This window comes from Pikeienuella piscinae, assembly GCF_011044155.1.
Lineage (GTDB): Bacteria > Pseudomonadota > Alphaproteobacteria > Rhodobacterales > Rhodobacteraceae > Pikeienuella > Pikeienuella piscinae.
This window is the reverse complement of the sequence record NZ_CP049056.1, coordinates 671,576-693,304: the sequence shown is the minus strand read 5'-3', so window position 1 is coordinate 693,304 and position 21,729 is coordinate 671,576. Positions and strand designations below refer to the sequence as shown.

19 protein-coding genes are annotated in these 21,729 nt (G+C 64.6%); 5 read left to right on the top strand and 14 right to left on the bottom strand.

Annotated elements, in window-relative coordinates:
• The first annotated feature begins 45 nt into the window (after positions 1–45).
• Positions 46–1,866: an ABCB family ABC transporter ATP-binding protein/permease gene (locus tag G5B40_RS03265; RefSeq protein WP_165094929.1), complete on the top strand. Its 1,821-nt coding sequence runs from the start codon at positions 46–48 to the stop codon at positions 1,864–1,866.
• A 5-nt stretch (positions 1,867–1,871) separates the two neighbouring features.
• On the opposite strand, the gene G5B40_RS03260 is transcribed toward G5B40_RS03265, so the two are convergent.
• Complete coding sequence (locus G5B40_RS03260; protein ID WP_165094927.1) at positions 1,872–5,279, bottom strand: efflux RND transporter permease subunit; 3,408 nt, start codon at positions 5,277–5,279, stop codon at positions 1,872–1,874.
• Positions 5,276–6,298, bottom strand: a complete 1,023-nt coding sequence (locus G5B40_RS03255) for an efflux RND transporter periplasmic adaptor subunit (RefSeq protein ID WP_165094924.1) — start codon at positions 6,296–6,298, stop codon at positions 5,276–5,278. Before G5B40_RS03255 ends, G5B40_RS03260 begins: the two co-directional genes overlap by 4 nt.
• Before the next feature lie 279 nt (positions 6,299–6,577).
• Here G5B40_RS03255 and G5B40_RS03250 point away from each other — a divergent pair, with 279 nt between their 5' ends.
• From G5B40_RS03250 to der, 3 genes are read left to right on the top strand one after another with little or no spacing between them, the layout of a single operon-like run.
• Entirely contained in the window at positions 6,578–7,240 is a 663-nt protein-coding gene (locus G5B40_RS03250) for a tetratricopeptide repeat protein (protein ID WP_165094921.1), read from the top strand.
• 28 nt (positions 7,241–7,268) lie between these two features.
• A complete protein-coding gene (locus tag G5B40_RS03245) occupies positions 7,269–8,585 on the top strand; it encodes a PQQ-binding-like beta-propeller repeat protein (protein WP_165094919.1) in 1,317 nt (438 codons plus the stop codon).
• A 41-nt stretch (positions 8,586–8,626) separates the two neighbouring features.
• Entirely contained in the window at positions 8,627–10,003 is a 1,377-nt protein-coding gene (gene der / locus G5B40_RS03240; RefSeq protein WP_165094916.1) for a ribosome biogenesis GTPase Der, read from the top strand.
• A gap of 6 nt (positions 10,004–10,009) precedes the next feature.
• On the opposite strand, the gene G5B40_RS03235 is transcribed toward der, so the two are convergent.
• From G5B40_RS03235 to rpsF, 12 genes are all read right to left on the bottom strand, one after another.
• Positions 10,010–10,699 carry an SDR family NAD(P)-dependent oxidoreductase gene (locus G5B40_RS03235; protein WP_165094914.1) on the bottom strand — a complete coding sequence of 230 codons (690 nt, stop codon included), beginning with the start codon at positions 10,697–10,699 and terminating at the stop codon, positions 10,010–10,012.
• A 13-nt stretch (positions 10,700–10,712) separates the two neighbouring features.
• On the bottom strand, positions 10,713–12,215 hold the full coding sequence (purF, locus tag G5B40_RS03230) for an amidophosphoribosyltransferase (RefSeq protein ID WP_165094911.1): 1,503 nt from the start codon (positions 12,213–12,215) through the stop codon (positions 10,713–10,715).
• Between the two features lie 73 nt (positions 12,216–12,288).
• Positions 12,289–12,852 (bottom strand): CvpA family protein, encoded by a 564-nt coding sequence (locus G5B40_RS03225; protein ID WP_165094908.1) that lies wholly within the window; start codon positions 12,850–12,852, stop codon positions 12,289–12,291.
• 13 nt (positions 12,853–12,865) lie between these two features.
• Positions 12,866–14,242 carry a DNA repair protein RadA gene (gene radA / locus G5B40_RS03220; protein ID WP_165094905.1) on the bottom strand — a complete coding sequence of 459 codons (1,377 nt, stop codon included), beginning with the start codon at positions 14,240–14,242 and terminating at the stop codon, positions 12,866–12,868.
• A gap of 45 nt (positions 14,243–14,287) precedes the next feature.
• Complete coding sequence (locus tag G5B40_RS03215) at positions 14,288–14,791, bottom strand: paraquat-inducible protein A (protein ID WP_165094902.1); 504 nt, start codon at positions 14,789–14,791, stop codon at positions 14,288–14,290.
• Between the two features lie 114 nt (positions 14,792–14,905).
• On the bottom strand, positions 14,906–15,676 hold the full coding sequence (locus G5B40_RS03210) for an ABC transporter ATP-binding protein (RefSeq protein ID WP_165094900.1): 771 nt from the start codon (positions 15,674–15,676) through the stop codon (positions 14,906–14,908).
• Positions 15,673–16,458 (bottom strand): MlaE family ABC transporter permease, encoded by a 786-nt coding sequence (locus G5B40_RS03205; protein ID WP_165094897.1) that lies wholly within the window; start codon positions 16,456–16,458, stop codon positions 15,673–15,675. Before G5B40_RS03205 ends, G5B40_RS03210 begins: the two co-directional genes overlap by 4 nt.
• A gap of 24 nt (positions 16,459–16,482) precedes the next feature.
• Positions 16,483–17,556, bottom strand: a complete 1,074-nt coding sequence (gene alr, locus G5B40_RS03200) for an alanine racemase (protein WP_165094893.1) — start codon at positions 17,554–17,556, stop codon at positions 16,483–16,485.
• A 1-nt stretch (position 17,557) separates the two neighbouring features.
• Positions 17,558–19,033 carry a replicative DNA helicase gene (locus G5B40_RS03195; RefSeq protein WP_165094890.1) on the bottom strand — a complete coding sequence of 492 codons (1,476 nt, stop codon included), beginning with the start codon at positions 19,031–19,033 and terminating at the stop codon, positions 17,558–17,560.
• 226 nt (positions 19,034–19,259) lie between these two features.
• Positions 19,260–19,868: a 50S ribosomal protein L9 gene (gene rplI, locus G5B40_RS03190; RefSeq protein WP_165094887.1), complete on the bottom strand. Its 609-nt coding sequence runs from the start codon at positions 19,866–19,868 to the stop codon at positions 19,260–19,262.
• Between the two features lie 11 nt (positions 19,869–19,879).
• The gene (rpsR, locus tag G5B40_RS03185; RefSeq protein ID WP_165094884.1) at positions 19,880–20,107 is read right to left on the bottom strand and encodes a 30S ribosomal protein S18; all 228 of its coding nucleotides are present in this window, start codon (positions 20,105–20,107) and stop codon (positions 19,880–19,882) included.
• A 17-nt stretch (positions 20,108–20,124) separates the two neighbouring features.
• Entirely contained in the window at positions 20,125–20,511 is a 387-nt protein-coding gene (gene rpsF, locus G5B40_RS03180; protein WP_165094881.1) for a 30S ribosomal protein S6, read from the bottom strand.
• 214 nt (positions 20,512–20,725) lie between these two features.
• Between rpsF and fabD the strand changes: the two genes are divergently transcribed.
• Entirely contained in the window at positions 20,726–21,667 is a 942-nt protein-coding gene (gene fabD / locus G5B40_RS03175) for an ACP S-malonyltransferase (protein ID WP_165094879.1), read from the top strand.
• Positions 21,668–21,729: the final 62 nt, after the last annotated feature.

The following is a 21,729-nucleotide window of genomic DNA, read 5'->3' as shown; positions in this document are numbered from 1 at the left end:
GCGCTTCAGCGACTACTTAAGGGCGAAGCGGGACGGAAAGATGCGATGCGGAGTACGGGCAGCCGCGGCCACAGTGCTGGTCGTGTGGAATGGAATGTGGTGCGCCGGGTCGCGCCATATCTCTGGCCGAAGGACGAGCCGGCGGCGAAGCGGCGCGTGATCGTGGCGCTGATCGCTCTTGCTCTCGCCAAGGGCGCGACGGTGCTGACTCCGGCCGTCTACATGTATGCTGTCGACGCGCTGGCGGAGGACGCGCCGGCGCCGACCATCTGGCTGATGACCCCGGTCGCGCTGGTTGTCGTCTATGGCCTGACACGGATCGCCTCCATCGGTTTTGCGCAGCTTCGCGACGGGGTTTTCGCGAAGGTGGCGCAGCGGGGTTTGCGCCGGCTGGCGCTGACAACGTTCCAGCACGTCCACGCGCTTTCGCTGCGGTATCACATCACCCGCAAGACCGGCGGGCTTTCGCGGATCATCGAGCGCGGGGTGAAGGGCGTAGAGTTCCTGCTGCGATTCATGCTGTTTTCGATCGTGCCGCTGATCCTCGAACTGGTGATGGTCGCGGCGATCTTCTTCTTCGCGTTCTCCGGCTGGTATTTCCTCGTCATCGTCGTGACCATCGCGATCTATGTCTGGTTCACCTTCGCGGTGACCGAGATGCGGGTGCGGATTCGTATCAGGATGAACGAGAGCGACACCGACGCGAACCAGAAAGCGGTCGATAGCCTGTTGAATTTCGAGACGGTGAAATATTTTACCGCCGAAGAGCGTGAGGCGGCGCGCTACGACGAGTCGATGGAGGGATACGAGGACGCGGCGGTGAAGACCTCCGTCTCGCTCGCCTGGCTCAATATCGGGCAGACGGTGATCATCAGCATCGGCTTGGTGATCGTGATGGCCATGGCGGCGATCGGGGTGCGCGACGGGTCGATGACGGTGGGCCAGTTCGTCGCCGTCAACGCCTACATGATTCAGCTGACCATGCCGCTGAACTTCCTCGGCACGGTCTATCGCGAGATCAGGCAGAGTCTTGTCGACATGCGCGAGATGTTCATTCTTCTGGACCAGCCGACCGAAGTCACGGATCGACTGGGCGCCACGGCGCTCAAGCCGGGAGCGGGCGATGTGAGGTTCGAGAACGTGAGTTTCGCTTACGAGCCGGACCGTCCGATCCTGAAGGGTGTCGATTTCACCGTCGCCGGCGGCGATACGCTGGCCATTGTCGGGCCGACCGGCTCAGGCAAGTCGACGATTTCGAGGCTTCTCTTTCGATTCTACGATGTTGCCGACGGAGCAGTGACGGTGAACGGGCAAGACGTGCGCGACGTTACTCAAGCCAGCTTGCGCGCCGCGATCGGGGTGGTGCCGCAGGACACCGTGCTCTTCAACGACACCATCCGCTATAACATCGCCTATGGCCGCGAGGACGCGACGGAGGCGGAGATCGAGGCGGCGGCGCGTTCCGCCCGGATCCACGATTTCATTAGATCGCTGCCAGAGGGGTATGACACGATGGTCGGCGAGCGTGGGCTGAAGCTTTCCGGCGGCGAAAAACAGCGAGTGGCTATCGCCCGAACGATTCTGAAGAATCCGCCCATCCTGATCCTCGACGAGGCGACTTCTGCGCTCGACACCGGGACGGAGCAGGAGATCCAGCGGAGCCTGAAGCAACTCGGCGCGGAGCGGACGGTGCTCATGATCGCGCATCGGCTCTCGACCGTGGTCGACGCGGACGAGATCCTGGTTCTGCGGGCGGGCGAGGTCGTGGAGCGGGGGGCGCACGCGGCGCTGATCGCGCGAGGGGGCGAATACGCGGCGATGTGGCGACGCCAGGAAGCGGAGCGCGGCGCGAACGAGGCCGCCTGAGCAGGCTATTCCGCGGCGTCGAAGAAACGCCTGCGCGCCGACTTCAAATTTCGTCCGGCTTCGGCGCCCGAATCCCAGTCCAATTCCGGCGCAGCCGCGTGGCCAAGCGCGCGCTTCCGCTCCACCTCGGCGAAGAACGCTTGGCGGGCGGCGCCCACCAGAGTCAGCGTCGCAAGGACGCGATGCGCCGGACCATAGCGCCCGAAGAGTCCGTCATTCACCCAGACCCTCGCGGCGAGCGCGGCTGGCGTCGCGAGCAACGTGAGAAAGGTCGCGATGGCGAGGCCGAACACGACGGCGGTGGCGAGTTGCGTCCAGAGAAGCGCGCTCGGCGCTCCGACCTCAAGGACGCTCGCCAGGAACCCCGCCCAGGCCGCGGTGCTGAAAATCCCGCCGGAGAAGAGCGTCGGGAACGCGCCGAAATTGATCGATGTCGCGAACATCATCGGCAACAGACCGGCGATCGTGGTGATCGTCGTCAGAAGCACCGGGCGGATACGCTGCTCCGCGGTGCGGATGATCGCTTCCAGACGCGGCATCTCGGCCGCGAATTCTCGATATGTGTCGATCAGCACAATATTGTTGTTCACCACGATCCCGGCGAGGGCGACGACGCCGGTTCCCGTCATGATGATCGAAAAGGGTTGACCCATGACCATCATGCCGATCAGCACGCCCGCCACCGACATGACGACGGCGGTGAGTACGAGAATCGAATTGTAGATCGAGTTGAACTGCGCCAGCAGGATCGCGAACATCAGCCCGAGCGCGCCGAGGAACGCCTTGCCGAGGAACGCCATGCTTTCGGCCTGTTCCTCCTGATCGCCGCGAAAGCTGTAGTCGACTCCGGCGGGCAGGGGGTTGGCTTCGATCCAGCGTTCGATCACGGCGATTTTCTCGTTCGCGTTGACGCCGGGCGCGACGTCGGCGCGGATATCGACAAAGCGAACGGTGTCGAAACGGCTGATTTCCCCGATGCTGGGAACCGGTGTGATCTCGATGAAATTGGAGAGCGGCACCAACCCTTTCGAAGTGCGGAGCCGCATCTGCTCCAATGTCGAGATCAGGCGGTCCCGTTCGGGGAAGCGGACGCGGATGTCGAGTTCCTCGTCGCTGTCCTCCGGGCGGATGGTGTCGAGCAGCGCGCCGCGCGTCACAAGCTGGACGAGCGTGCCGATCGTGGCGATATCGGCGCCGAAGCGGCCTGCCATCTCCCGGTCGACCTTGATCGACCAGTCGATGCCGGGCAGGGGCCTCGTGTCATCAATATTGACGAGGCCTTCGACAGATTCAAAGCCGGCGCGGGCGGCCGCCGCCGTAGTCATCAAGGCGTCCCAGTTCGAGGTCATCAGCCGCAGCTGAACCGGTTTTCCCTGCTGCGGGCCGTCCTTCTGCACCGCCAGTTCGGCGATGACGCCGGGGATGCGCGAGATGCGCCGCTCCACATCTGCGATGATCTCGTCGCCGTCACGTCTTTCGTCCCAAGGCTTCAACTCCACCTGGACCTGACCGATGGCGTCGGACGGGCTGTCGCCGCCTTTCTGCTCCAAGCCGCCGACGCCTGCGAAGGCAAAGACCGACTCAACGCCATCGATCCCGATCACCTCGTTCTCGACTCGCCGTACGAGGCGGTCCTTCTCGGCGATGGAGAGGTTGCCGCGGGCGCGGACATGCACAATCGCGCGCTCGGGTTCGGTTTTCACGAAGAAATCGACGCCGAGATTGTGGCTCTGAAATGTGATGACCGTGGCCGCCACCATGCCTACCGCTGCGATGAGCGCCACGAACGGCATGACGGGATTGCCGACGATCGCCTGCACGACGCGCCCGAACGGAGTGCGGCGGTAGCCGTATTCGATCGTCGCCGGCTTCTGCGCGGCGCCGAGACCGACCCCGCGGGAGACACCCGCAAACCCGCGCCCGAGAAAGGCGAACCCGCGTGCGATCACCGATCCGATCACTGGCAGGAAGATCAATGCGACGATGAGCGAGGCCGATAGCACGAAAATGAGTGTGACCGGCAACTGCCCCATGAATTCGCCCGGTATGCCGGGCCAGAACAGCATTGGAAGGAACGCGCAGAGCGTCGTCGCGGTGGACGATACGATGGGCCAGAACATCCGGCGCGCCGCCTCGGCGTAGGCGACGCCTGGTCCCGCGCCCTCGGTGAGGCGTCTGTCGGCGTATTCGGCGACGACGATGGCGCCGTCGACAAGCATCCCGACAGCAAGGATCAGACCGAACATGACCATGTTGTTTATGGTCATTCCGAAGACCGCGATGAGCGCGAAGGAGAGCATGAACGAGCACGGAATTGCGATTCCGACGAGCATGGAGGAGCGGAAGCCGAGCGTGAGGACAACGACCACCATGACCAGCAGAACGGCGGTGAGCACTGCGCCTTCGAGTTGCTCGACCATGTCGAGGACGCGCGTGCTTTCGTCCATCGACAAGTCGATATGGACCGTAGAGCGAAGCGCGGCCGGCCAGCGCGCCTGTGCTGTTTCGACTGCTTTGCGGACCGCTTCGACGGCGCCGATGATGTTTTCGCCCGTGCGCTTTTTCACCTGTAGCGCAACGGTCGGCTCCCCGTTGAAGCGCGCGGTGCCTTCGGCGTCCTTGAAGGTGCGGCGGATTGTGGCGATGTCGCCCAGCGTCACCATTCGATCGCCGACCAGACGCACCGGCAGTTGGTAGATTTCCTCCGCAGTCTCAAAGGAGCCGGGAAGCTTGACGGAAAAGGCCCCCGCGCCGGTCTCCAGCGCGCCGGCCGCGACGAGCGCGTTGTTGGCGGAGACGACGCGCAGCAGCTCTTCGGCTGTAACGTCGTAGGCCTCCATCTTCAGCGGATCGATCAACACTTCGATCATCTCGTCGCGATGGCCGGCGAGGCCGGCTTCGAGAATCGACGAGATCGATTCGATCTCGCGCTGTAGGTCCTTCGCTATTCTCAATAGTGTGCGTTCGGGAACTTCGCCCGAAAGCGTGATGACGACGATTGGAAAGGCCGAGAGATTGACCTCGATGACCTGCGGCTCCTCGACCTCGAAAGGCATCTCCGCCTTGGCCCGGTCGACCTTGTCGCGCACCTCGGCCACGGTGGCGGTCTTGTCCCAGCCGAATTCGAACTTGAGAAGGACGCCGGCATGGTTTTCGGACGCGATGGCGGTCATCTCGTCGAGGCCCTCTATCCCGCGAAGCTCCGCCTCGAGCGGTTTCACCAGCAACCTTTCGGAATCGCTCGCGCTAATTCCCGGCAGAGGAACCGAGACATAGAGCACGGGAATGTCGATATCGGGGCTGCCCTCCTTGGGCAGGCTCAGATAGGCTGTGCTTCCGGCGCCGATAGCGAGCAGGACCATGGCGAGGATCATGCGGCCGTGGCTGACCGCCCAGGTTACGATTCCGCTCACTGGATGCGATCCGGTTCGGCATATTCGACGTCGAGCGGCGCGCCGTCGATGACGAACTCCTGCCCGGCGACGAGGATATCCGCGGTTTCAGGCAGCCCGTCGAGCCAGACGCCGCGCGGCTCGTCCTTCAGGATCGTGACCGGCGCGAACCGCGCAACCCCGTCGACCGCGAGCCGCACGCCGAGCGCGCCATCGTCATTCAGCGTCAGCGCGTTCTGGGGCGCGAGATGCGCCATGCGGCTCTTGAGCGCGACCCCAATCTCGGCGGTCATACCGTCGCGGATGGCGAGATCGGGGTTGGGCGCTTCGGCTTCGACAAGATAGGTGCGCGTTTCGCGGTCGGCTGCGCGGGAGACGAAACTGATCCGTCCCTCGATCTCACGCCCGGTGATCAGACGCGCCTGAATCCGCGCGCCGACTTCGATCGCGTCGACGGACCGCTCCGGCACATAGGCGATGAGCTTGATCGGATCGAGCGCGATCAACGTGGCGCATGTCGAACCGCTCTGCAGGAGCGACCCGAGTTCGGCCGTGTCGCTCTCCAATATACCGTCGAAGGGCGCGGCGATCGCGAGCCGCTCGATATTCAGCTCCGCCCGAAGCACGCGCGCATGTGCCTGTGCTAACTCGGCGATCATCGCGTTCGCGCGCGTCTCGGTCGTGAACCCCTTTTTCGACAGTTGTTCGGAGGCTTCGAAATTCTGCTGCGCCTCGCTCAACCGGGCCTTGGCTTCGGCCAGTTCCGCGGTGCGGCCGCCATCCTCGATATTGCAGAGGATTTCCCCCGCCCGAACCTGCGCACCCTTGCGAAGGGGCGGGGAAGCGACGAGTCCGGCGATCTCGGATTTCACTTCGACCTTGCGGTTGGCCTCGGTTCGGCCGCGCAGAATAAGCCGGTCGGCGAATTCTTGAGCGTGAGAAGCCACGGCGACGACCGGCACAGGCTCGCGCTCTACCGCCTTAGCGGGCGCGCCAAGAAGGGCGAAACTCGCCGTGGCCGCCAGGATGAACCCAGTCACGCGCATAATCGCCCGCAAATACCGTTTCGCTATCGGGGTCGCGCCCCCTTGGGCGCGCTCAAGCCGCGCCATGAAATCAGGTACTGAAAATAGGGTATATCCACGAAGCGACAAGACCGCTACCGGCAGTCATACGCACATGCGGTGGTTGACCACACGTAAGCACCGCTCGCCAAATTCCGTTTCTCCAATTGCGGAATTCGGGTCTAGGATTTCCTCAGCACGTTTTGTAACGTCCGCATCCCGCCCCAATGGCTGCGCGGGAAGGCGGAGGTGCGCGTGAGCGACAGGGATTCATTCATCGACGAGGTCAGCGAAGAGGTCAGGCGCGACCAGATGTATGCGCTTTGGCGGCGCTGGGGGCCTTATGTGATCGGCGGCATCGTGGTGATCGTGGCGCTGGCCGGCGGCAAGGCCTGGATGGATGCGCAGGCCGTTCAGGAAGCGCGCCAGGCCGGCGCGGCGATGATCGCCGCCTCCGAGATCGCGCCGACCGAAGCGGCCGAAGCGTTGACGACGCTGGCGGAGCAGACCGGCAATGAGGGCGCCGCGGTGCTGGCGCGGCTTCGCGCGGCCGGCGCTTTCGCGGCGGACGGTCGATGGGAGGAGGCCGCCAAGGCCTATGAGATCGTCGCCGAAGATGGCGCGGCGGATCCGATCCTCCGGGATTTCGCCGCGTTCCGCGCGGTGATGGAGCGCGCGTCCGGTATGGAGCCGATGGCGCAGGCGGAGGCGCTGACCCCGATCACGGATGGCAACGGCGCGTTCCGGCTGCTGGCGCTCGAGGCGAAGGGCGCGGCCCTGCTTGCGGCTGGAGACAGGGAAGCGGCGGCCGATGCGCTGCGCGCCGTCGCCGCGGACGAGGCGGCTCCGCAGGGATTGCGCCAGCGCGTCGAAGCCGTACTGACCGCGATCGGCGCGGCGGAAGAGGCGACAGGCTGAAGGTGAATTTGAGAGGATTGGATTGACCATGATCGCCTTGACGCGCGTCGGCTTCGTCGCCGGGCTTATCACTTTCGTGCTTTCGGGATGCGGCTATTTCGAGGATGACGAGGAAATTCTGCCGGGCGAGCGCATTCCCGTGCGCGCGGTGGCGGGCGAGAATATGACCCCGCCCGACATCGCCAGTCAGATCAGCGCGATAAGCCCCCCGAAGCAGAACGCCGAATGGACCCAGGTCAACGCCGGCCCGACCCATGCGATCGGCAATGTCGCCGGACCCGCCTCGCTTTCCGTCGCATGGCGCGCCGATATCGGCTACGGTGGAGAGCGGTTGACCGCTACGCCGGTCGTCGCCGGCGGCCGCGTCTTTACGCTCGACTCTGAGGCCCAGGTCAGCGCGTTCAGCACAGGCGGGGGCGGCGCGCAATGGAGGCGCGATCTTTCTCCCGAGGGCGAAAGCGGGGAGGTTGGCTTCGGTGGCGGCCTCGCGTTCGAGTCCGGACGCCTTTTTGTTACTACCGGTTTCGGCCAGGTCGTCGCCCTCGACGCGGCGAGTGGAGAGGAAATCTGGCGTCAGAAATTGCCGGCGCCGGTGCGCGCCGCGCCGGCTGTGTCCGACGGCGTCGTCGTCGTCGTCGCCCGCGACAACACCTCTCTCGCCTTCGCGGCCGAGGATGGGGCCGTCCGCTGGCGGGTGGCGGGCGCGGCGTCGGACGCCGGCGTGTTCGGCGGCGCGAGCCCGGCGATTTCGCCGGGCGGCGTCGCGATTCTGCCGTTCGGTTCGGGCGAACTGATCGCCGTCAGGGCGACGAGCGGGCAGCGCCTCTGGTCTGACGTCTTGAGCGGCGGACGGCGGGGTCAGGCGAGTTCAGTGATCAGCGACATTTCCTCGGATCCGGTGATTATCGGCGTCGCGGTGATCGCGGGCAACCAGAGCGGCCGGCTTGCGGCGATCGACGGGCGCAGCGGCCGACGAGGTTGGACTCGCGACTTCGGCGCGCGCGGGCCGGTGTGGGCCGATGGGCAGACCTTGTTCTTGATCACCGACAACGCCGAACTGAAGCGGTTATCCGGACAGGATGGGTCTACCATGTGGACGACGCCGCTCCAGGAGTACCGGGATCAGGAGGACCGTACGGATGCGATCACATATGGCGGACCGGTTCTCGCCGGAGGGCGACTGCTGGTGACCAGCTCGGAGGGCGAGATCCTGACCTTCGATCCCCTGACCGGCGCATCGACGGGCTCGACGCCGGTGTCCGGCCTCGTCGGATTGGGGCCTGTGGTGGCGGGCGGCGTGGTTTATGTCATTACTGACGCCGGTGAACTGGTGGCGCTGCGCTGAAGCGGCTTGCCGCCGTCGCCGCGCCGGCGTAAGGGGCGGCGATGGCTTACACGATCGCCCTAATCGGCCGCCCGAATGTCGGAAAATCGACGCTCTTCAACCGTCTGGTGGGGCGGCGAATTGCGCTGGTCGACGATCAGCCGGGCGTCACACGCGATCTGCGTGAGGGCGACGGGCGAATCGGCGACCTGAATTTCCGCGTTATCGACACCGCCGGGCTGGAGATCGCCGCAGATCAGAGCCTGCCGGGGCGGATGCGCAAACTGACCGAGCGCGCGGTGGAGATGGCGGATTGTTGTCTCTTCATGACCGATGCGCGCGCCGGCGTCACACCTGCGGATCGCGAGGTCGCCGATATTCTTCGCCGCGCCGGAGCGGATGTGCTGCTGATCTGCAACAAGGCCGAGGGTCGCGTCGCCGACGCCACGCATGAAGCCTGGTCGCTCGGCATCGGCGAGCCGATTCCGGTTTCAGCGGAACATGGTGAGGGAATCCAAGAGATTTATGCGGCTCTCCAGCCGCGGATCGACGAGTTCGAGGCGGCGCTTGAGGCGATCGAGGCGCCGGATGAGGCGGATGAGGACCGGCCCTTGCAGATCGCTGTTGTCGGGCGGCCCAACGCTGGCAAGTCGACCCTCGTCAATGCTGTTCTCGGGGAGGATCGGCTGCTCGTCGGGCCGGAAGCCGGCATCACGCGCGATGCGATCGGCCTTGAAACGGACTGGGGTGGGCGGGCGTTCCGAATTTTTGACACTGCGGGCCTCAGAAAGCGCGCGCGGATCGATGAGAAACTCGAGAAGCTTTCGGCCTCCGACGCAGTGCGGGCGGTGAAGTTCGCCGAAGTCGTGGTGCTCTTGATGGACGCCGCAAGCGCCTTTGAAACCCAGGATCTGAGGATCGCGGACCTCGCGGAGCGCGAGGGGCGGGCGGTCGTGTTTGCAATCAACAAATGGGACCTCGAAGAGGCGCGCGGCGCCCGGCTCGCCGAACTGAAGGAAATGCAGGAGCGCCTCCTGCCGCAGCTTTCCGGCGCGCCGTTGGTCACGGTTTCCGCCCTTACCGGGCGCGGGCTGGATCGGCTGCGCGGAGCAGTACTGGATATGCACGCGGTATGGAACAAACGCGTCACGACGGCGAAACTGAACCAGTGGCTGGGCGCGCGCGTGGAGGCGCATCCACCGCCGGCGCCGTCGGGACGCCGCATTCGGCTGCGCTATATGACGCAGATAAAGGCGCGCCCGCCGAGCTTCATCGTTTCCTGCTCCAAGCCCGAAGACCTCCCGGCGAGTTACTCACGCTTTCTTGTCAACGGGTTGCGGCAGGATTTCGGCCTGAAAGGCGTGCCAATCAGGCTCTCCATGCGCAAGGGTGAGAACCCATACGCCGACAAGAAAAAACCGCGCGGACATCGGGCCTGACCGCAGTCAGAGCGTGACGGTTTCGCCTGGCGCGGCGTCGGCCGCCACGATTTTCGCCGCAAGCCGACCTGCCACTTCTTCACAGGAGGTGAGGCGGCTCCGGTCCTCGCCCGGATGGGCGCGCGCGCGGATCGCCGTGGCCATTGGCGGGGGCGCGGCAAGCCAGACGCGCGGACCAAGACGCGCCTGCTCAGCCGCGTAGGAACGCACGAGCGAGCGCGCCGCGGCCTTGGCGGCGCCATAGGCGCCATGAAAGCGCGCCCCCTCGGTCTTCGGATCGTCCAGAAAGACCGCTTGCGCCCTCGGGGCCGCCCTGAGAAGCGGATGAGTGACTCGGATCAACCGCTGGACAACGCGAAAGTCGGCCGCAATCGCTTTGTCGAGATCGTTGGCGGTGATGTGTTCCGCCGGTGAGAGCGGCGCCGCCTCGGCGGCGCAATGGAGAAGCAGGTCGAGGCGGCCCCATCTCTCATGGATCGCCGCGCCGAGTCGCTCCAGCCCCGGATCGTCCTTGAGGTCGAGCGGAGCGAGAGTGGCGGAGCCGTCGGTCGACTGGATCTCGTCGTCCAGCTCCTCCAGCCCGCCCGTGGTCCGGCCGAGCGCAATGAGATGCGCACCACGGCGAGCGAGGGCGAGGGAGACGGCATAACCGAGTCCGCGCGTGGCCCCGGTGATGAGAGCGATACAATATTTCATAGTATCAATATGTTCAAGCGGTTTCTTTAAGCTTCAGATCACCTTTGGCGATGATATCAGAGGGCGGAATCGGATAGTCTCCGGAGAAGCATGCATCGCAAAATTGCGGTCGCTTGGCGTCTCTGCCGCCCTCATAGCCGCAGGCCCGGTAGAGACCATCGAGACTAACGAAGCGCAGTGAATCGACCTGCAGATGTTTCGCCATCTGTTCCTCGGTCATGTTGTGAGCGAGGAGTTTGGCGCGCTCGGGCGTATCGACGCCATAAAAGCAGGACCACATGGTGGGTGGTGAAGCGATGCGGAAGTGAACCGAGGCCGCGCCGGCGTCTAGCACCATGTCGCGGATCTTACGCGAAGTGGTGCCGCGGACGACGCTGTCATCGACGAGGCAGATGTTCTTTCCCTTGATCAGCGCGCGATTGACGTTGAGTTTGAGGCGGACGCCCATATTGCGGATCTGGTCGGTCGGCTCGATGAAGGTTCGGCCCACATACTGGTTGCGAATGATCCCCATGGCGAAAGGGATACCGCTTTCCTGGCTGAAACCGATCGCGGCGGGGGTGCCGCTGTCGGGAATCGGGCAGATGTAATCGGCCTCGACCGGCGCCTCTTTCGCGAGCTCGGCGCCAATCCGGCGGCGCGTCTCGTAGACTGAGAGCCCGCCGATCACGCTGTCGGGGCGCGAGAAATAGACATACTCAAAGACGCAGAATTTCGAGGGGGCCGGCGCGAATGGCCGCTCGGAGGCGACGCCGTTTCGAGTGATGACGACCATTTCACCCGGCTCCACCTCGCGAATGAACTCCGCCCCGACGATGTCGAGCGCGCAGGTCTCAGAGGAGAGGACCCATGCGTCGCCGACCCTGCCAAGAACGAGCGGCCTGACGCCAAGCGGGTCTCGGATGCCGATCATCTTCGTGCGGGTCATGGCGATGAGCGAAAAGGCGCCTTCGACCCGACGGAGGGCGTCCTTCATTCTTTCGGCTATGGCGCGCTGGATGGAGCGCGCCATCAGGTGAATGATGCACTCGGTGTCAGAGGAGGACTGAAAGATCGAGCCGCGTTCGATCAGTTCTTCGCGAAGCGCCTCGGCGTTGGTGAGATTGCCGTTGTGGGCGACGGCGAACCCGCCGCGCGCAAATTCGGCGTAGAGCGGCTGCACGTCGCGAACCGCGGTCTGCGCCTTGGTCCCGGATGTCGAGTAACGGACATGTCCGATGGCGAGAGAGCCGGGCAGAGTGTGCATCACGTCAGCTCGGGTGAAATTGTCGCGCACGTATCCGAGGCGGCGGACCGAGTTGAAGCGGCTTTCGACCGGGTCGTAGGCGACGATTCCACCTGCCTCCTGCCCACGATGCTGGAGGGCGTGCAGCCCGAGCGCCACGAACGTCGCCGCGTCTTGCGCGCCAAGCACGCCGAATACGCCGCATTCCTCGTGAAGTTTGTCATCGACCAGGTCCGAGCCGGGCTGGGGGTCGAAAGGGGTGCGGAAACCGCCTTCGATCGATGCGGGCATGGTGCGATCCTCGACCTGATCCGTCAGCGGGCGTCTATTAGCGCGGGCGCGGGCGTATGTCGACATGGGGCGATCAGGCCTTGGGTTCGACGCAGGCGCCCATCAGGCTGTCGATTCGTCCCTGAAGCCAGTCCGGAACGGCGGTCGGCGCATTGAGTTCGATCGCGGCAGCGGCGTCCGAGATCAGCGCGTGACTGGCGGAATTCTCGATGACGGCGAGCCGTTCCGTATCGCTGACGACAAGATTGTAGAGAAGATACGCAACCGCGACGACCAGAAAGCCGCGGGCGACGCCGAAGAGAAACCCGAGGCCGCGGTCGATGACGGCGAGCGGCGTCGCTTGCACCGCCGACGATAGCACCGGTGTGAAGATCGAGAGAACGATCAGCGAAACGCCGAACACCGCGACGAAGGCGGTGAGCGCCGTCAGCGTGCAGGAAGATTTTAGAAAATCCCCGAGATAGGGAACCTCCAGCACGAGGGGCGAAACCATCGGCGCGAAATAGAAGGCGACGAAAGCGCTGGCGATCCAACCGCCGATGGCCAGGGCTTCACGAACCAAGCCGCGATTGAACGCGAGCATGGCGGAGACGAGCACGACAAGCGCCACGCCGGCGTCCGCGATTGTCAGCGCCATGTGTTCCCCATCTTCAATTCCTTCGTGTCGGCGCGATCAGACCCATCAGCGCGTCCAGATCGGCCACCGGTTCCACCCTCATGCCCGATTCGTGTTCTCGCTTCACCATAGATGGCGTCCATGCGGTGGTGAAACCGAGTTTTTGGGCCTCCTTGAGGCGTGAAGGTGTCTGTGAGACGGCGCGGACCGCGCTGGATAGGCTTATCTCGCCGAAAACCACGGCCTCGGCTGGCACGGCCATATCGCGATGCGCGGAAATGACGGCCGCGGCGACAGCGAGATCGGCGGCGGGTTCGGTGATGCGAAGACCGCCGGCGACGTTGAGAAAGACGTCGTTGCCCGCGAGCGAGACGCCACATCGCGCCTCCAGCACCGCGAGAATCATTGAGAGGCGCCCTGAATCCCAGCCGATGACGTTGCGCCGTGGAGTGCCAAGAGGCGAGGACGCTACAAGGGCCTGAAACTCAACGAGAAGCGGGCGTGTGCCCTCCACCCCTGCGAATACGACGGATCCTGGCGTGCGGTGCTCGCGCCCAGCCAGGAACAGCGCCGAGGGATTGGCGACCTCGCGCAGGCCCTTGTCGGACATCTCGAAGACGCCAATCTCGTCGGCGGCGCCGAAACGGTTCTTCACGGCGCGGAGGATGCGGAACTGGTGGCCGCGTTCGCCTTCGAAATAGAGGACGGTATCGACCATGTGTTCGACGACGCGCGGGCCGGCGATCTGCCCGTCTTTGGTGACATGGCCGACAAGGACGACCGAAACGCCACGCCTCTTGGCGAAGCTGGTCAACTCATGCGCGACGGAGCGCACCTGGGAAACCGAGCCGGGCGCGCTTTCGACGTTGTCGGCCCACATAGTTTGAATCGAATCGATGACGGCGAGCGTCGGGCGCTCGGCTTCAAGCGTCGTGATCACGTCGCGCAGGTTGGTGGCCGTGGCGAGGAGTACGGGGGCTTCGGAGAGGTCCAGCCGCGCGGCGCGCATTCTGATCTGGGTCAGCGCCTCCTCGCCCGAGATGTAGATCGTCTTTTCGCCCGCGCCGGCCAGAGCCGCGGCGACCTGCAGAAGGATCGTCGATTTTCCGATGCCCGGGTCGCCGCCGACCAGGATCGCCGAGGCGGGCGCGAGCCCACCGCCGAGAACGCGGTCGAATTCCGCGATCCCCGTCAGGGCGCGGGGCGGCGCGGACTCCTGTCCCGAAAGGGCGTGGAGAGGCGTCGCGCGGCCTTTCGCTGGGCCGAGGGTCTTTGATGCGGGGCCCGAGGAGGAAAGCCCGGCTTCCTCCTCGACGGAGTTCCAGGCGCCGCATTCACTGCAGCGGCCCGCCCATTTCTTGTGAAGGGCGCCGCAGGCCGTGCAGGCGAACTGGGTTGTGCTTCGCACCATGCAGGGGTCTTCGCGCATGTCGCTTGGCGGGGCAAGCCCGTCGGTTCAGATGGTTAAGCGCTTCCCGGCGCGCCGATCGGTCAGGAGCGCGACGGCGAAGGAGGTCAACACCAGCGCGGTGAAGAGCCAGAGCCCCCAAGCGGTCTCAACATGGCCGACGCCGACGCCTTTCACGAGCACGATGTAGAGCGCAAGCAGGAATATGTCGGCCATCGATAACTTGCCGATCAGCGTCAATGAACCGGACCAGCGCCGCGCCTGGAGCAGGTCGAAATGGATTCCGGCGAGGAGCAACGTCTTCGCATATGGCGCAAAGAGCGCGAAGAAAGCGATGAGCAGCGCGAGCGCGGGGTCCGAGGCCCAGAGATCGGAGACGCCGCCGATAATTGTGAGCTCGTCGCCTTGAAAGAATGGCAGGAAACCGGCGCGCGCGAGTGGCGCGACCCAGGCGACCGGGAAGAAGCCGAGTAGAGCGAGATTGACCCATGCGAGCGGCCCTGCGCTGCTCAGGGCGCGGCGCGCAGCGGTGAAGGGCGTCTTCAATTCCATTGCGTTTAGATAGGCGTAAGCGCGTCGCAAGCAAATCAGGAACGTCCGCTCTCCCCTATGGCGCGCAGGGGAGGGCGGATGGACGGAGTGCTCAATCCTTCGCAGGTCGCTCCATTAGCGGATCGCCTCGATCGGCCCTTCCTCACGGCCATGAATGAACTGATCGAGGTGGGCGTTGCCGCTGTTCTCGATCCGGTCGACCGGTCCCCGCCATTGGACGCGGCCTTCATGAATCATCGCCACTTGATCCGCGATCTCTACGACAGAGCGCATGTCATGGGTGATGGTGATGGCCGTCGCGCCGATCTCGGTGACGAGCGAGCGGATCAGCTTGTTGATGACAGATGCCATGATCGGGTCGAGGCCGGCGGTCGGTTCGTCAAAAAAGATGATCTCAGGGTCGGCGGCGATGGCGCGCGCGAGGCCGACGCGCTTTTGCATGCCGCCTGATAGTTCCGCAGGATATAGGTCGGCGGTATGCGCCTGAAGACCGACACGCCGGAGCTTTTCGATCGCTATGCTTCGGGCCTCCGCAACCGGACGCTTCGCGCGCCCCTGCAGAAGGCGGAAGGCGACGTTTCGCCAGACCGGCATCGAGTCGAAGAGCGCGCCACCCTGAAAAAGCATTCCGAATCGTTCGAGAAGAGCGTCGCGCCTGGCGCCGCTGGCGCCCAGGATCGACACGCCATCGAGCTTGATGTCGCCGGAATCGGGTTCGATCAGGCCGATGATGGTCTTGATCGTCACCGACTTTCCGGTGCCTGAGCCGCCGATGATGACGAGACTTTCGCCCGCGGCGACGCTGAGATCGACGCCCCGCAGGACCTCGTTGGCGCCGAACGCCTTGGCGACGTTCCGCATCTCGATCTTCGGAACCGGGCTCATTTGGTGAAGAACATTTCGTTCATGACGTAGTTCGAGGCGAGAATCAGGATCGAGGCGCTGACGACGGCGTTGGTTGTCGCGCGCCCAACACCGAGCGCCCCGCGACCCGAATTGTAACCCTGATAGCATCCCATCAGCGCGATGATGAAACCGAACACCGCGGCCTTGATCAATCCGGAAGATATGTCGCCGAGAGTAAGGAAGTCCCAGGTCGTGCGGACATAAGCGGCGCCGTTGAAATCGAGCCTCGCGGTGCCGACGGCGAAGCCGCCCATGACGCCGATCACATCCGCGATGAAGGCGAGCGCCGGCATGGCCAGCGTAGCGGCGAGAAGGCGGGGCGCGATAAGATATTTGAACGGGTTGGTCGAAAGCGTGGTGAGCGCGTCAATTTGTTCGGTCACCCGCATGGTGCCAAGCTCGGCGGCGATGGAGGCGGAAACGCGCCCGGCGACCATCAGCCCGCCGAGAACCGGGCCGAGTTCGCGCACCATGCCGATGGCGACGATGGAGGGCACGACGGATTCGGCGTTGAAGCGCGCGCCGCCGGTATAGATCTGCAAAGCGAGCGCGGCCCCGGTGAAAAAGGCGGTGAGCCCGACCACAGGGAGCGAGAAATAGCCAATCCGCAGGAGCTGGCGGCCGATCTCCACCGGATACCAGGGCGGGCGGAAGACATGCATGACGGATTGCGCGGTGAAGAGCGCAAGCGAGCCGGTGGCGGCGCAAAGTCCGAGTACGGCGGCGCCGATGGCGCTGAGGAAACCCTGGATGGCGGTCATGCGGTCTTTCGGCCCTTCGCTCAATCAGGCATCTCTGTAGCGTCGTGCGTAACGCGATCCAAGGCTGGTCAGAACTTCATAGCCGATTGCCCCCGCCGAGTCGGCGAGATCGTCAATGGTCTGGTCGGCGCCGAGGAGTGTGACCATCGCGCCTTCACGCGCGGTCGCGCACCCGGTGACGTCGAGGGTGACGAGATCCATCGAGACGCGGCCGGCGGAGGGAAGCGTCATCCCGTCGAGCCGGCCGGCGAATCCGGCGCTGAGGCGCCTCGCGAGGCCATCCGCGTAACCGACCGGAAGCGTGGCGATCCTACGTGGCGACGCTGCTTCATACGCGGCGCCGTAGCCGACGATTTCGCCGGCGGCGACGTCACGGATCTGAAGAATCGGCGCCTCCAGCGTCACCACCGGCCGCGCGTCTGCGAAAGGCAGGCCGCCATATAGGCCGATCCCGGGGCGAGTCATGTCGAAATGATAGGCGGGGCCGAGGAGAACGCCGCCGGTCGCGGCGAGGCTTTTCGGGGTTGAGTTCAAGACCGGATGCGCGGCGATTGCGCTGAAGGCTGAGGCCTGGGCGGCGTTCATCATATGATCCGGCTCGTCCGCACAGGCGAGATGGCTCATCACCAGGGTGACCTCCAGGCCGGAGAGCGCGTCTGACGGCGCGAGCGCGTCCGCGAGTTCGTCGGCCTCGAATCCGAGGCGGTTCATTCCGCTATCGAGTTGAAACCCGACGGTAAGCGGGGCATCGAATTTGGCCGATACCCGCTTTGCTTCAAGCAATTGCGCAGGTGTGTTGAGAAGCGGAACAAGCGCCGCTGCGCGCACGAGTCCGACATCTTCCGGCATGAGGCCGGAGAAGACGAAGATGCGCGGGCCGGGGCCAATGGCGGCGCGTAGGGCGGCGCCTTCTTCGGCGAGGGCGACGAAGAAGTTACGCACGCCGACCTTCAGGAGCGTGGGGCCGACCTGATCCGCGCCAAGTCCGTAGGCGTCGGCTTTCACGACGGCGCCCGTTTCGCATTCCGTCATCGCATCGAGCGCACGCCAGTTCGCCCTGATCGCGGCGAGATCGATGGTCAACGAAGCGCGGGCCATCTCAGCCGAAGTCCTGCGGGCCGCCGCCGAAGCGATCGGGCTTGGCGAGATCGGAGAAGCGCGTGTAGCGCCCGTCGAACATCATCTCCACCGTGCCGATCGGGCCATGGCGTTGCTTGCCGATGATCGCCTCGGCGCGGTTATGGAGCCTCTCGCCCTTCGCCATCCAGTCGGGAAATGCAGGGTCGTCCTCCGGGGGTTTCAGGCGCTCATGATAATATTCTTCGCGAAAGACGAACATGACGACGTCGGCGTCCTGCTCGATGGATCCCGACTCGCGCAGGTCGGAGAGCTGCGGGCGCTTGTCGTCGCGATTTTCGACCTGGCGTGAAAGCTGCGAGAGGGCGACCACCGGGATGTTCAGCTCCTTGGCGATGGCCTTCAGCCCCTGCGTGATTTCGGAGACTTCGTTGACGCGGTTCTCCTTGGCGGAGGCCGCACGGGCGAGCTGAAGATAGTCGATGAAGAGAACATCGAGACCGGATTTTCGTTTCAGCCGCCGCGCGCGCGCGGCGAGAGTGGAGATCGGCAGCGCCGGCGTGTCGTCGATATAGAGGGGGATGTTGGCGAGTTGGCGCGATGCCTCGACGACGCGGCGGAATTCGTCCTCCTCCATCTCTCCGCGACGGAGCTTTTCCGAAGGCACCTCAGCCTGTTCGGAAAGTATCCGTGTCGCAAGCTGTTCCGCGCTCATCTCGAGACTGAAGAAACCGACGACGCCGCCGTCTATGGTTCCTTCCGTTCCGTCCGGTTTCTGGCCCTTCCGATAGGCCTTCGCGATATTGAAAGCGATGTTCGTGGCGAGCGAAGTCTTACCCATTGAGGGACGCCCTGCGAGGATGATCAGGTCCGATGGATGAAGCCCGCCGAGCTTGCGATCCATGTCCATCAGCCCGGTGGAGATGCCGGCGAGGCCGCCATCGCGGTGATAGGCGGCGTTGGCCACGTCGATCGCGTCGGTCACGGCTTTCAGGAAGGTGCTGAAGCCGCCCTCGTATTTGCCCTTTTCGCCGAGGAGGTAGAGTTGCTGCTCCGCTTCCTCGATCTGAGCGGCCGGTTCGAGGTCGATATCCATCGCCGCGGCCTTGGCGGCGATTTCCTCGCCAATAACGATCAGGTCGCGGCGGAGCGCCAGATCGTAGATCACCCGGGCGTAATCACGCGCGTTGAAGAGCGAGACGGCGGCGCCGGCGAGGCGCGCGAGATAGGCCGGGCCGCCGATCTCAGCCATGCCCGGGTCGTTGTCGAAAAAGGGTTTGAGTGTGACCGGGGTGGCGAGCGCGTTCTGCTCGATTCGACGTGCGGCGGTCTCATAGATTCGCGCATGGAGCGGGTCGTAGAAATGCCGGGGCTCGAGAATCGACGAGACCCGTTCGTAAACGTCATTGTTGACCATGAGCGCGCCCAGAAGCGCTTGTTCCGCCTCGATATTATGAGGGCTCGTCTGAACTTCCGGCCCGCTCGATCCGTCCGCCATCGCCTGCTCCTTTTTGCGGAGCAGATTAACTCCGGATCGTCGCGGGGTATAGGCGGGCGAATGGCCAGATGTCGGGTTCCTGTGGACGGTCGGGCAAAAGTTCTGAGCGGTTCTGTGGATAAGAACGCGGTCGCGCGGCTGTCGAGTCGGGACGGTGGAGACGCGCGGAAATGGAAAAGGGCCGCTCCATTCGGAACGGCCCTTCTTCGTCTTCGACCCGGCGATTTCAGATGCGCGGCTGTTCGGTGTCTTCGGCCGCGGCGTCCTCGATGATCTCTTCGGCTTCGGCCTCGTCCTCAAAGAGCTGGGCGACGTCGAACGCTTCGGCGGCTTCTTCCTCCGCACGCAGTTCGGCGATCGACTTGCCTTCCGCCTGAAGCTCGGCCTCATCGGCGGAGCGGGCGACGTTGACGGTGATCGTCGCGTCAACCTCGGGGTGCAGGACGACACGAATGTCGTGCAGCCCCAGTTCCTTCACCGGCGTGGACAGAACGATCTGCGTGCGCGCCACGCTGAAGCCGCCCTCGGTCGCCAGTTCGGCGATGTCGCGCGAATTGACGGAGCCGTAGAGCGAACCGCCGTCGGAAGCCTGCCGGATGGCGACGAAAACCTGGCCGTTGAGCTTGGCTGCGACGGCTTCGGCCTCCTTCTTCGCTTCGAGATTGCGCGCTTCGAGCTGTGCGCGCTCATTCTCGAATCGCTCCATGTTGCGCTTGGTCGCGCGGAGAGCCTTGTGCTTGGGCAGAAGGAAATTGCGGGCGTAACCGTTCTTCACGGCGACGACATCGCCCATCTGGCCCAGTTTTTCGACCCGTTCGAGAAGAACCACATCCATGATCGGCCTCCTTATTTGATCGCGTAGGGCAGCAACGCGAGGAACCGGGCGCGCTTGATGGCGCGGCCAAGTTCACGTTGCTTCTTCGACGAGACGGCGGTGATGCGCGACGGCACGATCTTGCCGCGTTCGGAAATGTAGCGCTGCAGGAGCTTCACGTCCTTGTAGTCGATCTTCGGCGCGTCAGGGGCCGAAAACGGGCAGGACTTGCGGCGGCGGAAAAAGGGTTTGCGAGCCATTTTCTATCTCCTCTCGATCAATCGTCACGCCGGGGCGGGCGCGGGCCGCGCGGGCCGCGCGGGCCGCGGTCGTCGCGAGAATTCTTGGCGCGAACGATAGCGCTGTCGCCTTCCTCATGCGCGTCGACCTTGATGGTCATCACCCGCATCACGTCGTCGTGGAGGCGCATCAGGCGTTCCATCTCGGCCACCGCCGGCGCCGGCGCGTCGGATTTCAAAAAGGCGTAGTGGCCCTTGCGATTCTTGTTGATCTTGAAAGCCATCGTGCGAAGGCCCCAGTATTCGAAGCCAGTGACGTCGCCGCCATTATCCTTCAGAACCTGGGTGAAATGCTCGATCAGCCCCTCGGCCTGCGCGTTGGAGATATCCTGACGCGCGATAAACACATGCTCGTAGAGAGCCATGGGTCATCCTTCATGTCATGCGCGCTTCAAAATGCGGGGGGCGTGTCTCTCGGCCCGCATACGAGTGGCGTCGCGTCCAAACGTTCGAGAGAGCGCGCTGATTACGCGTGAATGGGGCGCGGCGCAAGCGCTTCGTGACACGCGCGCGCTCTGCCGGGTTGACTTCGACGAGTTCGGCGGGGATGCAGGCCGAAGCCGTGAGGGAGTGATGCAGATGAGCTGGGCATTCGTGTTTCCGGGGCAGGGCGCGCAGACGGTCGGGATGGGACGCGATCTCGCCATCTCCTATCCTGCGGCTGCAGCGGTTTTCGAAGAGGTTGACGCGGCGCTCGGCGAGCGTTTGAGCGCCACGATATGGGATGGGCCGGCTGAGACGCTGATGCTGACCGCGAACGCGCAGCCGGCGCTGATGGCGACTTCGCTCGCGGCGATGCGCGCGCTGGAGGCCGAGGGTGTTTCGGTCACGGACGCCGCGTTCGTCGCCGGTCATTCGCTCGGCGAATATTCGGCGCTGGCGGCGGCCGGAGCGATATCCGTCGCGGACACCGCGCGACTCCTGCGGATCAGAGGCGAGGCCATGCAGGCGGCGACGCCGGTCGGCGTTGGCGCGATGGCCGCCGTGCTCGGGTTGAACTTCGCGGTAGTGACCGAGATTGCGGCCGAGGCCGCCGGTGACGAGGTCTGTCAGGCGGCGAATGACAACGACCCCGCCCAGGTGGTGATCTCGGGACACAAGGCGGCGGTGGAGCGGGCGGTGGAGATCGCCAAGGCCAGAGGCGCGAAGCGCGCGCTGATGCTGCCCGTCAGCGCCCCCTTCCATTGCGCATTGATGCAGCCCGCGGCCGACCGGATGGCGGCGGCTCTATCGGAGGTCGATATCAAGGCCCCGAAGACTCCACTGGTGGCCAACGTGAGCGCGATGGCGATTTCCGCGCCGGGGGATATACGCGCGCAACTCGTGCAGCAGGTCACCGGGTCGGTGCGCTGGCGGGAAAGCGTGGGTTACATGGCCCGCGAAGGCGTCACGGGGTTGGTCGAGATCGGCGCCGGCAAGGCGCTTTCGGGCATGGCGCGGCGGATTGAGCGATCGCTGGAATGCTTCGCGGTCGGCGGCCCGGATGAGGTCAAGGCTGCGGCGGGCGCGCTCCGGCGTTGACCGCTCCGGAGCCGGGTATTGACCGGATTCGACTTTCCACATCATCCTCGCTGGCAATGAGA